Source organism: Vibrio cyclitrophicus (assembly GCA_023206055.1).
GTDB classification, from domain to species: Bacteria; Pseudomonadota; Gammaproteobacteria; order Enterobacterales; family Vibrionaceae; genus Vibrio; species Vibrio cyclitrophicus_A.
In genome coordinates this window covers 952,953-965,172 of record CP065366.1, presented here as the reverse complement: position 1 = coordinate 965,172, position 12,220 = coordinate 952,953, and the positions used below count along the sequence as shown (strand labels likewise).

The 12,220-nt window shown below is 44.3% G+C and carries 9 protein-coding genes and 19 tRNA genes; 25 read left to right on the top strand and 3 right to left on the bottom strand.

Annotated features, from left to right (window positions below):
- Window positions 1–3: 3 nt before the first annotated feature.
- The gene (gene prfA, locus ITG09_04300; protein UPR52857.1) at window positions 4–1,092 is read right to left on the bottom strand and encodes a peptide chain release factor 1; all 1,089 of its coding nucleotides are present in this window, start codon (window positions 1,090–1,092) and stop codon (window positions 4–6) included.
- A 28-nt stretch (window positions 1,093–1,120) separates the two neighbouring features.
- Entirely contained in the window at window positions 1,121–2,380 is a 1,260-nt protein-coding gene (gene hemA, locus ITG09_04295; protein UPR52856.1) for a glutamyl-tRNA reductase, read from the bottom strand.
- Between the two features lie 160 nt (window positions 2,381–2,540).
- Between hemA and lolB the strand changes: the two genes are divergently transcribed.
- The 25 genes from lolB (at window position 2,541) to ITG09_04170 (ending at window position 10,969) form a co-directional block, all read left to right on the top strand.
- Window positions 2,541–3,188 (top strand): lipoprotein localization protein LolB, encoded by a 648-nt coding sequence (gene lolB / locus ITG09_04290; GenBank protein ID UPR52855.1) that lies wholly within the window; start codon window positions 2,541–2,543, stop codon window positions 3,186–3,188.
- A complete protein-coding gene (ispE, locus tag ITG09_04285; GenBank protein UPR52854.1) occupies window positions 3,185–4,060 on the top strand; it encodes a 4-(cytidine 5'-diphospho)-2-C-methyl-D-erythritol kinase in 876 nt (291 codons plus the stop codon). Before lolB ends, ispE begins: the two co-directional genes overlap by 4 nt.
- 27 nt (window positions 4,061–4,087) lie before the next feature.
- The gene (locus ITG09_04280) at window positions 4,088–5,032 is read left to right on the top strand and encodes a ribose-phosphate pyrophosphokinase (protein UPR52853.1); all 945 of its coding nucleotides are present in this window, start codon (window positions 4,088–4,090) and stop codon (window positions 5,030–5,032) included.
- A gap of 221 nt (window positions 5,033–5,253) precedes the next feature.
- On the top strand, window positions 5,254–5,844 hold the full coding sequence (pth, locus tag ITG09_04275) for an aminoacyl-tRNA hydrolase (GenBank protein UPR52852.1): 591 nt from the start codon (window positions 5,254–5,256) through the stop codon (window positions 5,842–5,844).
- Window positions 5,845–5,854: 10 nt separating this feature from the next.
- Complete coding sequence (gene ychF / locus ITG09_04270) at window positions 5,855–6,946, top strand: redox-regulated ATPase YchF (protein UPR52851.1); 1,092 nt, start codon at window positions 5,855–5,857, stop codon at window positions 6,944–6,946.
- 280 nt (window positions 6,947–7,226) lie between these two features.
- Window positions 7,227–7,303: transfer RNA gene (locus ITG09_04265), tRNA-Met, on the top strand.
- 68 nt (window positions 7,304–7,371) lie between these two features.
- Window positions 7,372–7,456: transfer RNA gene (locus ITG09_04260), tRNA-Leu, on the top strand.
- 29 nt (window positions 7,457–7,485) lie between these two features.
- A tRNA-Gln gene (locus tag ITG09_04255) sits at window positions 7,486–7,560 on the top strand.
- A 77-nt stretch (window positions 7,561–7,637) separates the two neighbouring features.
- A tRNA-Met gene (locus ITG09_04250) sits at window positions 7,638–7,714 on the top strand.
- Window positions 7,715–7,787: 73 nt separating this feature from the next.
- A tRNA-Leu gene (locus ITG09_04245) sits at window positions 7,788–7,872 on the top strand.
- Window positions 7,873–7,901: 29 nt separating this feature from the next.
- Window positions 7,902–7,976: transfer RNA gene (locus ITG09_04240), tRNA-Gln, on the top strand.
- A gap of 87 nt (window positions 7,977–8,063) precedes the next feature.
- A tRNA-Leu gene (locus tag ITG09_04235) sits at window positions 8,064–8,148 on the top strand.
- A 50-nt stretch (window positions 8,149–8,198) separates the two neighbouring features.
- Window positions 8,199–8,275 (top strand) — tRNA-Met (locus ITG09_04230).
- A gap of 70 nt (window positions 8,276–8,345) precedes the next feature.
- Window positions 8,346–8,430, top strand: a tRNA-Leu gene (locus tag ITG09_04225).
- A 29-nt stretch (window positions 8,431–8,459) separates the two neighbouring features.
- Window positions 8,460–8,534 (top strand) — tRNA-Gln (locus ITG09_04220).
- A gap of 68 nt (window positions 8,535–8,602) precedes the next feature.
- Window positions 8,603–8,687: transfer RNA gene (locus tag ITG09_04215), tRNA-Leu, on the top strand.
- Window positions 8,688–8,717: 30 nt separating this feature from the next.
- Window positions 8,718–8,792: transfer RNA gene (locus ITG09_04210), tRNA-Gln, on the top strand.
- A gap of 68 nt (window positions 8,793–8,860) precedes the next feature.
- Window positions 8,861–8,945, top strand: a tRNA-Leu gene (locus tag ITG09_04205).
- A gap of 30 nt (window positions 8,946–8,975) precedes the next feature.
- Window positions 8,976–9,049, top strand: a tRNA-Gln gene (locus ITG09_04200).
- Between the two features lie 68 nt (window positions 9,050–9,117).
- Window positions 9,118–9,202, top strand: a tRNA-Leu gene (locus ITG09_04195).
- Between the two features lie 30 nt (window positions 9,203–9,232).
- A tRNA-Gln gene (locus tag ITG09_04190) sits at window positions 9,233–9,307 on the top strand.
- Window positions 9,308–9,394: 87 nt separating this feature from the next.
- Window positions 9,395–9,479 (top strand) — tRNA-Leu (locus ITG09_04185).
- 51 nt (window positions 9,480–9,530) lie between these two features.
- Window positions 9,531–9,607: transfer RNA gene (locus ITG09_04180), tRNA-Met, on the top strand.
- Window positions 9,608–9,680: 73 nt separating this feature from the next.
- Window positions 9,681–9,765, top strand: a tRNA-Leu gene (locus ITG09_04175).
- A gap of 157 nt (window positions 9,766–9,922) precedes the next feature.
- Window positions 9,923–10,969, top strand: a complete 1,047-nt coding sequence (locus ITG09_04170; GenBank protein UPR52850.1) for a lactonase family protein — start codon at window positions 9,923–9,925, stop codon at window positions 10,967–10,969.
- A gap of 73 nt (window positions 10,970–11,042) precedes the next feature.
- Here the strand turns inward: ITG09_04170 and ITG09_04165 are convergent, their stop codons facing one another.
- On the bottom strand, window positions 11,043–12,218 hold the full coding sequence (locus ITG09_04165; GenBank protein ID UPR52849.1) for a 2-octaprenyl-3-methyl-6-methoxy-1,4-benzoquinol hydroxylase: 1,176 nt from the start codon (window positions 12,216–12,218) through the stop codon (window positions 11,043–11,045).
- Between the last annotated feature and the right edge of the window lie 2 nt (window positions 12,219–12,220).

The following is a 12,220-nucleotide window of genomic DNA, read 5'->3' as shown; positions in this document are numbered from 1 at the left end:
TAATTAGTTGTGCTCAGCAAGTGCTGCTAGTTGATCAGCTTGGTGCTCTTGTAGAACAGGATCAAGCAGGCTTTGCATATCACCTTCCAGAACTTCGTTCAGGCGGTAGATAGTTAAGTTGATGCGGTGATCAGAAACACGGCCTTGAGGGTAATTGTACGTACGAATACGGTCACTACGGTCACCAGAACCTAAAAGGTTACGACGTGTATCTGAAATCGCAGCAGCACGACGCTCTTCTTCAGCTTGAACGATACGAGCCGCTAGAACAGCCATCGCTTTCGCTTTGTTTTTATGCTGAGAACGCTCGTCTTGACACTCTACTACTGTACCTGTTGGTAAGTGAGTAATACGGATTGCTGAATCCGTGGTGTTAACGTGCTGACCACCCGCGCCAGATGCACGGAAAGTATCAATCTTAAGGTCGCCAGCTTTGATCTCTGGAAGATCTGCTTCTGGGATCTCAGGCATAACCGCAACGGTACATGCTGATGTATGAACACGACCTTGAGATTCAGTCTCAGGTACACGTTGTACACGGTGACCGCCAGACTCGAACTTCATTGTGCCGTAAACAGCGTCGCCACTGATTTTAGCGATCATCTCTTTAAAGCCGCCCTGCTCTGAAACATTGCTGCTCATCACTTCGACGCGCCAGCCTTTTTTCTCGGCAAATTTAGAGTACATACGGAAAAGGTTACCTGCAAAGATACCCGCTTCATCACCACCTGCGCCGGCACGAATCTCTAAGAAGCAGTTACGCTCATCGTTTGGATCTTTTGGAATAAGAAGAATTTGTAGCTCATCAGTCAGACGTTCAATGTTCGCTTTCGCATCTTTGATTTCTTCTTGAGCCATTTCACGCATTTCTGCGTCGTCTTCATTTGCCATCTCTTCAGCAGCTTCTAAATCTTCTTGAGCTTGCTGGTATGATTTAAAGCACCCCGTCACCTCTTCTAATTGAGAATACTCTTTTGACAAGGCACGGAATTTATCTTGATTCCCAAGTACATCGGGATCACCAAGTAGATGTTGAACTTCTTCATAGCGTTCAACAAGTGTTTCAAGCTTTATTAGAATCGAGGCTTTCATAATGTCTTATTCTGTTGGAGGTCGAATATTATTGAGGGTTTTCTAGACCCAAACTCTGTCTAATGACCATTAATTTTGCAGGTTCTCCTTGCTCAGCTGCACTTTGAAGTGCACGCGTTGGAGCATGGATCAATTTGTTTGTGAGCTTATTACTTAGCTCAAGTAAGACTTTCTCAGGGTCACCGCCAGCAGCAAGTGATTGTAAACTCTTACTTAATAATTCTTCTCGGATTTCATTGGCCGATTTACGGTAGTCACGAATACTGTCTACCGCTTGCAGTGAACGCATCCAACTCATGAACGCGGCGCTTTCTTCACTGACGATTGCTTCCGCTTGAATCGCTTCCACTTTGCGTTGTTCAATGTTGCCATCAACAATCGACTGCAGATCATCCACTGAATAAAGGTAGGCGTCATTCAATTCACCGACCTGAGATTCAACATCGCGAGGAACTGCGATATCAACCAACAACATAGGTTGATGTTTTCTTGTTTTCAGTGCAGTTTCAACCATACCTTTACCAATGATAGGTAACGGACTTGCGGTTGAGCTGATCACGATATCCGCTCGATGCAGATGATCAGGAATTTCATTGAGGCTGATCACTTCAGCACCAAACTCTTCAGCCAACCCTAAAGCTCGCTCACGAGTGCGGTTAGCAACTATCATCTTGGTACAACCATTCGCTGAAAGATGTTTAGCCACAAGTTCAATGGTTTCTCCCGCCCCCACCAACAACACCGTTGATTCAGCAATTGATTCAAAGATGTGTTTAGCTAACGTACAAGCCGCGTAAGCCACCGAAACCGCGCTTCCGCCGATCTCCGTTTCAGTTCGAACACGCTTCGCAACAGAGAATGATTTCTGGAACAGCTTTTCCATGGAAGCATCAACAGATTTGTTATCTCGCGAATCCGTATAAGCTTGCTTCACCTGACCTAAGATTTGCGGTTCACCCAATACCAAAGAGTCCAAGCCACAGGCGACGCGCATTAGATGCTTAATCGCGGCTTGCTCTTCATGAATATAGATACTTGGTTTTAATTCTTCAGGGCTAACTTGATGAAATACAGACAACCAATCGATCAACTTGTTTTTTGCCACGCCTTTGACGTCACAATACACTTCGGTTCGATTACAGGTTGAAAGTATGACACTTCCATTCACGTGTGCATTTGCGTTAAGTTGCTTGAGTGCCTCAGATAATTTATCTGGACCAAAAGCGACTTTTTCTCGCAATTCAACCGACGCTGTATTGTGATTGATACCTACGGCAAGCAAAGACATGTATCAGAAGTTCTCGATCAGGGAATGGAAACAAGAGGCGAATTTTACTTGATGCATGGCTCTATTTAAAGAGCAAGCGGGATTTGTTTTCCTGACTTCGTGAATTCAATGCTATAGTTGAAGCGTTTTTTAGATAAATTTGAACAAGTTGTGAGCAAATATGAGCAAGCTTCGTAAAATCACGTCTCTTATTTTTATGGCCATAATTATGGTGGGTTGCTCGTCTATACCAGAACAACCGACCAGCGTTGAATGGCAAAGTCACCAAGATCGGCTTTTACAGATAGAAAACTATCAAGCCTCAGGCAAGCTCGCTTACATTTCCCCAGAGCAACGCCAAAGCTTAAATTTCATTTGGAAGCATTCACCAAATCAAAGTCAATTAAGACTTACGACTTTTTTAGGTCAAACTGCATTGAACCTAACCATTGATTCATCGGGCGCAAAAGTCGTGACCTATGATGACCAAGTCTTTACCCATGCGAGTGCTTCAGTCTTGGTTGAGCAGCTGACAGGCTTGCAGATCCCTATTGATCATCTACCACAATGGCTCCTCGGCATTCCAGATCAAGCCGATAGCTACCAATTAAATACAGCCAACACGCTTGAATCTCTGTCCAAACAAGCCAGCAGCCAGTTATGGACACTGAACTTCGCTAATTATCGAAATACAGAGATGCCGAGTAAAAAGCTATCGGATGAAGACAACGCGAATGTAGAGAGTATTCCCCTCCCTACTCGATTGTCGTTCAAGCAAGACGATAACAAAATCAACATTGTAGTTTCGAAGTGGACACTGAAAAAATGATAACAACGCCAACCCATTGGCCCTCTCCGGCTAAACTGAATCTATTTCTTTACATCACCGGTCGACGTGACAATGGCTATCACGAGCTTCAAACCTTGTTTCAGTTTGTCGATTTTGGCGATGAACTAACGGTTACCGCAAACTCAGAAACGACCTCAATTACCATCACACCGGAAATTCCGGACGTTGCGACACAAGAAAACCTGATTTGGAAAGCCGCCACCGCCCTTCAACAATATACATCGACCTCTTTCGGTGCCGATATTGAGCTAAAGAAAGTACTTCCAATGGGAGGTGGTATTGGTGGAGGCTCTTCAAATGCCGCAACCGTGTTGGTCGCACTTAACTACCTATGGCAACTGAATCTTTCTGATGATCAACTAGCAGAGATCGGATTGAAACTTGGCGCTGACGTACCTGTGTTCGTTCGAGGCCATGCAGCCTTTGCTGAAGGGGTTGGAGAACAGCTACAGCCCGCTAATCCGGACGAAAAATGGTATCTTGTGGTCAAACCTCAAGTGAGCATAGCAACTGTAGACATATTCACACATTCAGAATTAACTCGAAACACGCCAAAGCGAGCGCTATCAACGCTTCTAGAGCAAGAATACGTAAACGATTGCGAAAAAATTGTGCGAATGCTGTACCCAGAGGTTGATAAGCAACTTTCATGGCTGCTACAATACGCGCCGTCGAGATTGACTGGCACAGGTTCGTGCGTTTTTGCTGAATTTAACAGCAGAAAAGAAGCCGAATTGGTGCGAGAACAACTGCCTGACACAGTTTCCGCTTTCGTAGCGAAAGGAAGAAACATTTCTCCTTTAAAAGAAACTCTGGCTGAATACCAATCAGCCCACCCACAATCTATTTAAAACTGGACGCAACCCGAGGTTTCCACCGTGCCTGATATGAAGCTATTTGCTGGTAACGCAACACCTGAACTAGCCCAACGTATTGCTGATCGTCTATACATCTCTCTTGGCGATGCTACCGTAGACCGTTTTTCTGATGGCGAAGTCGCTGTTCAAATCAATGAAAACGTTCGTGGTAGCGATGTATTCCTGATTCAATCAACTTGTGCACCAACCAATGACAACCTTATGGAGTTGGTGGTAATGATTGACGCAATGCGCCGTGCTTCTGCTGGCCGTATTACTGCTGTAATCCCTTACTTCGGTTATGCCCGTCAAGATCGTCGTGTACGTTCTGCTCGTGTGCCTATTACTGCAAAAGTTGTTGCAGACTTCCTTTCTAACGTTGGTGTTGACCGCGTTCTTACTATCGATCTACACGCAGAGCAAATCCAAGGCTTCTTCGATGTACCTGTTGATAACATCTTCGGTACTCCAGTTCTTCTAGAAGACATGGCGAACCGTGGCCTAGAAAACCCAGTAGTGGTTTCTCCAGACCTTGGTGGTGTTGTACGTGCTCGTGCAACAGCTAAAGCGCTAGGTGATGTTGACATCGCTATCGTTGATAAGCGTCGTCCACGTGCTAACGTTTCTGAAGTAATGAACCTAATCGGTGATGTTGAAGGCCGTGACTGTGTTATCGTTGATGACATGATCGATACGGGTGGCACACTATGTAAAGCAGCTGAAGCGCTTAAAGAGCGCGGTGCTAAGCGTGTATTCGCTTACGCAACTCACGCTGTTTTCTCTGGTACTGCTGCGAACAACATCAAGAACTCTGTTCTAGACCAAGTTATCGTAACGGATTCTATCTCTCTATCTCCAGAGATGGCTGCGACTGGTAAAGTGACAACACTTAGCCTTTCTCGCATGCTTGCTGAAGCAATTCGTCGTATCAGCAACGAAGAATCAATCTCAGCGATGTTCAACTAATCAAAATCCAATAGCTTTTTTACACAAGTTTGGTTTTAGAAACACGCGAGAGAAAACACTAAGCACTTCAGTCAATGAAGTGCTTTTTTTATATCTGAGTAATATTGCACTGCTAGTTATCACAAACAGGAATAATCGCGCAGCTATCAGCTAGCTCGCACCTTTTTCATAAACTGTGATATCATACGGCGCTTTTTGAAATCCCAAGAGAGATCCATACCTTGAGCCAACAAATAAAACTTCTCGTTGGACTGGCTAATCCAGGTCCAGAATACGCCAAAACTCGCCACAATGCGGGTGCTTGGGTAGTTGAAGAATTAGCACGTGTACATAACGTGACACTAAAGAACGAACCAAAGTTCTTTGGCCTAACGGGTCGTATCATGGTTCACGGTGAAGATCTTCGTTTGCTGATCCCAACAACTTTTATGAACTTGTCAGGCAAAGCAGTTGCAGCCTTAGCAAAGTTCTACCAAATTAAACCAGAAGAGATCATGGTCGCTCATGATGAGTTAGATCTTCCTCCTGGTATTGGAAAGTTTAAAAAAGGTGGTGGTCATGGTGGACATAATGGTCTGAAAGACATCATCAGTAAACAGGGTAACAATAAAGAATTCTATCGTCTTAGATTAGGCATCGGCCATCCAGGACACAAAGATAAAGTTGCAGGTTATGTATTAGGCAAAGCTCCTCAAAAAGAGCAAGAGTGTATCGAGGCCGTCGTTGACGAATCGGTTCGCAGCCTAGACATCTTATTAAAAGATGGCCTACCAAAAGCACAAAATCGCTTACATACGTTCAAAGCAGAATAAGGTTTATATCATGGGTTTTAAATGTGGCATCGTTGGTCTACCAAACGTTGGTAAGTCAACTCTGTTTAACGCACTGACTAAAGCAGGCATCGAAGCAGCAAACTTTCCATTTTGTACGATCGAACCAAACACAGGTATCGTTCCGGTTCCAGATCTACGCTTAGATGCATTAGCAAAAATTGTTAATCCACAGAAGATCCTTCCAACGACAATGGAATTCGTAGATATCGCTGGCCTAGTTGCTGGCGCATCTAAAGGTGAAGGTCTTGGTAACAAATTCCTAGCTAACATCCGCGAAACTGACGCTATCGGTCACGTTGTACGCTGCTTTGAAAACGAAAACATCGTTCACGTTGCTGGCAAAGTATCTCCTATCGAAGATATCGAAGTGATCAACCTTGAGCTTGCTCTTGCCGATCTAGATAGCTGTGAACGTGCGATCTTCCGTAATGCTAAAAAAGCAAAAGGCGGAGATAAAGACGCTAAGTTTGAAACTACAGTTCTTGAAAAGCTACTACCGATCCTAACTGAAGGTGGTATGGCGCGTACTGTTGAACTGGGAAAAGAAGAAGTCGCAGCAATTGACTACCTTAACTTCCTAACGCTTAAGCCAACAATGTACATCGCAAACGTTGCTGAAGATGGTTTCGAAAACAACCCTTACCTAGACGCGGTTCGCGAGTATGCAGAAAAAGAGAACAACGTTGTTGTTGCTGTGTGTGCTGCAATCGAATCTGAGCTTTCTGAGCTTGACGATGAAGATCGCGAAGAGTTCCTAGCGGATATGGGTATCGAAGAACCAGGTCTTAACCGAGTGATCCGCTCTGGTTACGAACTACTGACTCTTCAAACTTACTTCACGGCTGGTGTTAAAGAAGTTCGTGCTTGGACAATCCCTGTAGGTGCAACTGCGCCACAAGCTGCGGGTAAGATCCACACAGACTTCGAGAAAGGTTTCATCCGTGCTGAAGTTGTTGGATTCGATCACTTCATCGAATTTAACGGTGAGAGCGGTGCGAAAGACGCAGGTAAATGGCGCCTTGAAGGTAAAGAATACATCGTTAAAGATGGTGACGTTGTTCACTTCCGCTTCAACGTATAATTCTGATTAAACATCTAGAAAAAAGGCCAGTGAATTCACTGGCCTTTTTGTTTTTCTCCTTTCTAAATTGCCCTTCATCAGAAACTTAACTTCCTATATATATCGTCTTTTAGACCTGTTTTTTGTCGACAAATACGCCTCTTTGCCTAAAAAGAAACCGAACAGATGTTTATTCGCGATTTATTCAAAAAAAAAGTTGACGGGTTTCGCTCAACTCCGCATAATGCGCCCCGTTCACAACGAAGCGGCAACGTCTTGAAATGAGCAACAATTTGGAAATGGCTACTTAGCTCAGTTGGTTAGAGCACATCACTCATAATGATGGGGTCGCAGGTTCGAATCCCGCAGTAGCCACCATTTCCTAAGCACTCTGTTTGTTATTAAATATCTGTATCTTAACAACAAAGAGTTTTTAGGAAAGTAAAGCGGTCGTGGCGGAATTGGTAGACGCACCAGATTTAGGTTCTGGCGCCGAGAGGTGTGAGAGTTCAAGTCTCTCCGACCGCACCATATTGAGATATCTTAATTGATATCATTGTTGGGCTATCGCCAAGCGGTAAGGCACTGGCTTTTGATGCCAGCATTCCCTGGTTCGAATCCAGGTAGCCCAGCCACAATTTAAAGTGTAATTATCTTTAAAAAGATAATGGCATTGAAGGCGAGATTATATTATATTACTTCGCTCTCAGATGGCTACTTAGCTCAGTTGGTTAGAGCACATCACTCATAATGATGGGGTCGCAGGTTCGAATCCCGCAGTAGCCACCATTCTTTCTTTATGAAAGAAGAACAACAACGTTATATTGAATTACCAATGTCGATATAACTATAAAGATTTGCTGCGGTCGTGGCGGAATTGGTAGACGCACCAGATTTAGGTTCTGGCGCCGAGAGGTGTGAGAGTTCAAGTCTCTCCGACCGCACCATTATTTAGATATCTTAAATGATATCCTGTTGGGCTATCGCCAAGCGGTAAGGCACTGGCTTTTGATGCCAGCATTCCCTGGTTCGAATCCAGGTAGCCCAGCCATTACAACGTTAATTAGACAAACCATAAGTCTTCTTAACTATATACTCTTCGCTAGGCTCTTTGCTTAGTTGAGAGGAAAGCTTTGCTGCGGTCGTGGCGGAATTGGTAGACGCACCAGATTTAGGTTCTGGCGCCGAGAGGTGTGAGAGTTCAAGTCTCTCCGACCGCACCATTATTTCTCTTTAATTAGAGATAAAATAGTGAATACATAAAATTCATATTGGCTACTTAGCTCAGTTGGTTAGAGCACATCACTCATAATGATGGGGTCGCAGGTTCGAATCCCGCAGTAGCCACCATTCTTTCTTTGTGAAAGAAGAACAACGTTATATTGAATTACCAATGTCGATGTAACTATAAAGATTTGCTGCGGTCGTGGCGGAATTGGTAGACGCACCAGATTTAGGTTCTGGCGCCGAGAGGTGTGAGAGTTCAAGTCTCTCCGACCGCACCATTATTTAGATATCTTAATTGATATCCTGTTGGGCTATCGCCAAGCGGTAAGGCACTGGCTTTTGATGCCAGCATTCCCTGGTTCGAATCCAGGTAGCCCAGCCATTACAACGTTACTTAGACAAACCATAAGTCTTCTTAACTATACTCTTCGCTAGAGTAAAAGCTTTGCTGCGGTCGTGGCGGAATTGGTAGACGCACCAGATTTAGGTTCTGGCGCCGAGAGGTGTGAGAGTTCAAGTCTCTCCGACCGCACCATTATTTAGATGTCTTAAATGACATCACTGTTGGGCTATCGCCAAGCGGTAAGGCACTGGCTTTTGATGCCAGCATTCCCTGGTTCGAATCCAGGTAGCCCAGCCATTACAACGTTACTTAGACAAACCATAAGTCTTCTTAACTATACTCTTCGCTAGAGTAAAAGCTTTGCTGCGGTCGTGGCGGAATTGGTAGACGCACCAGATTTAGGTTCTGGCGCCGAGAGGTGTGAGAGTTCAAGTCTCTCCGACCGCACCATTATTTAGATGTCTTAAATGACATCACTGTTGGGCTATCGCCAAGCGGTAAGGCACTGGCTTTTGATGCCAGCATTCCTGGTTCGAATCCAGGTAGCCCAGCCATTACAACGTTACTTAGACAAACCATAAGTCTTCTTAACTATACTCTTCGCTAGAGTAAAAGCTTTGCTGCGGTCGTGGCGGAATTGGTAGACGCACCAGATTTAGGTTCTGGCGCCGAGAGGTGTGAGAGTTCAAGTCTCTCCGACCGCACCATTATTTAGATGTCTTAAATGACATCACTGTTGGGCTATCGCCAAGCGGTAAGGCACTGGCTTTTGATGCCAGCATTCCCTGGTTCGAATCCAGGTAGCCCAGCCATTACAACGTTACTTAGACAAACCATAAGTCTTCTTAACTATATACTCTTCGCTAGGCTCTTTGCTTAGTTGAGAGGAAAGCTTTGCTGCGGTCGTGGCGGAATTGGTAGACGCACCAGATTTAGGTTCTGGCGCCGAGAGGTGTGAGAGTTCAAGTCTCTCCGACCGCACCATTATTTCTCTTTAATTAGAGATAAAATAGTGAATGCATAAAATTCATTATTGGCTACTTAGCTCAGTTGGTTAGAGCACATCACTCATAATGATGGGGTCGCAGGTTCGAATCCCGCAGTAGCCACCATTCTTTCTTTATGAAAGAAGAACAACAACGTTATATTGAATTACCAATGTCGATATAACTATAAAGATTTGCTGCGGTCGTGGCGGAATTGGTAGACGCACCAGATTTAGGTTCTGGCGCCGAGAGGTGTGAGAGTTCAAGTCTCTCCGACCGCACCATTATTGAATAGAACCCAGCTTTTTAGCTGGGTTCTATTTTATCTGGAATATGTAAATCTGCTAGCCAAGTCACCTAGTATTCTCTTCTATAACCTCACTTTTATTGCGATTTTATTAGACAATGTCTGCTCCATTTCCCAACTGAGTATGACTACCTATGAAAACCCTCCCTTTAACGATCGGTTGCTACACAGATACGCCAAGTAATAGCCAAGGTGTATATCAAACTCAGTTAGATCTAGAAACGGGAACGCTGCTACCTTTAGAGCTTATGGCGACCTGCACTAACCCCTCGTTTGTCACCACGACCAAGCTAGGGGTCTACACAGCTTCTGAAGTTGACCAAAAGATACAACCACAGCTAATTCATATACCTAATGCTGATTCAACAATAGCGTCAAATGCTGAGCCAATTTCAGGAGAGCATCCTTGTCATATCACTATAGATCCCCACAATAAGTTTGCTATTACATCGCAATATTCATCAGGGACATTCGATATCTTTAGTTTAAGTATCAATGGCAATATCGATAAACGACTCAAAACGCTCAAGATGGTTGGTTCTGGACCTAATACAGAAAGACAAACTGGGCCACATGCTCATCAAAGTCTTTTTATGAAGAATTCTCCTCAGTTTGTCACCGTCGATCTCGGAGCCGATCGAATCAACTTCTATTGCTTCGACGAAGAACAAGAAGAATTCCTTGATGAGCCAATGCAGTCTATTAAAGTGCCAGCAGGGAATGGACCTCGTCACCTAGTCTTTAACCAAGCTGAAGATCGAGCCTATGTGGTGTGTGAGCTCTCTGAAACGATATTGATTTTGGAAAAGTCTTTAGGTATTTGGAATATAGTGGATGAGGTTGATGCCTTACCGAATATGGAGAAGGGAGGGGCTGCCGCTGCCATTAAGCTATCGCCCGATGAGCAATTCCTTTATGTGTCATGTCGACATCAATCAAGAATCAGTTGTTTTAGAATAGGCTCAGCCACTCAAAAACTCATTTTTATGGATAGTTACGACGTTGAAGGTAAGTTCCCTCGCGACTTTCATATCACTAATGACGGCCAATGGCTTATCGCCGCAAACCAGCATTCCAACAACCTCACGTCATTCAAACGAAATATTGAGGATGGCTCCCTCATTTATACTGGACGCTCTTTAGCCATTGATGCGCCTGTTTGTGTGACGCAACAACATTAAGCATTATCACGAAATCAAAAAAGGAGAGCCTCAGCTCTCCTTTTTTTATAACTCGATAATTTGGACTAACCAATCACAACCCTAAAGCGTATTTAAGCACCTGTGATTTAATCGGCCCTGAGCTTTCTGCTAGCTTTAGTGCTGCATTACGCACAAACTTAAGTGGGCCAATGTCATTGCTAAACGTTTTGTAGAAAAAGTCCATGCCACTTTGCATCATTAGATTGTCACCTCTTCTGATTACTTCATAGCGTCTCGCTACAGATTGATTCAATTCACCTTTCTCTTTGGTGATATCCAATAGTGCTGCCACATCTTTAAAACCCAAGTTTACACCCTGCCCTGCTAGAGGGTTAATCGTATGCGCAGAGTCCCCGACTAGAATACAGTTATTCTTCGAGTATGATTGAGCATGACGTCGTGTCAGAGGAAAAGAACCCGAATTCAAGACTTTTATATCACCTAACTCTTTAGGAAAGTGAGTAAGTACTTCATTACGTAGTTTTTCAGGGGTCATTGCTGACAGTTGCTTAATACGCAGCGGAGAATCATACCAAACTAACGAGCCCTGCCCGACTTCTTGATTATCAGAGGTTAGAGAACACAAAGGCAAAAATGAACGAGGGCCACTTGGTAGAAATTGCTGCCAAGTAATATCTTGTTGAGGCTGCTCAGTTTCGACATTAATAAGCATGCAGTGCTGTCGGTAATCCCAAGCTGTAATACCAATTCCAGCTTGTTGTCGAACGGCTGAATTCGCACCATCAGCACCAACCACCCACCTCGCGGATAACTCAGCTCCTGATTGAAGCTTAACGATATTAGTTTCACCAAACTCAATTTCATCCAGCTTTTCTGGGCATAACAGTTCGAGATTGTCGTAGGCATCAAATTGAGACCATAATCCTAATTGAATGAGTCTGTTCTCAACGATATAGCCTAGACGGGGCAGATCCAGTGATGCAGCGTCAAATCGAGTACGACACTCTGGATGCTCCCACGTTTCTAAACGCTTGTAAGAACACACACGCATCGCTGCGATATTTTGCCACGCACCAAGATCTTCAAGTAAATCGACCGATGCTTGAGAAATTGCTGACACACGAATATCCATCGATTGTGACTCATCAAAAGCTTGTGGGGCAAAACCTTCGATTACCGCAACACTCAGACCTTGTTTTGCAAAACCGATCGCTGTTGCTGCACCAACCATGCCGCCACCGACTACTACAATATCGTAACTGTTCATAT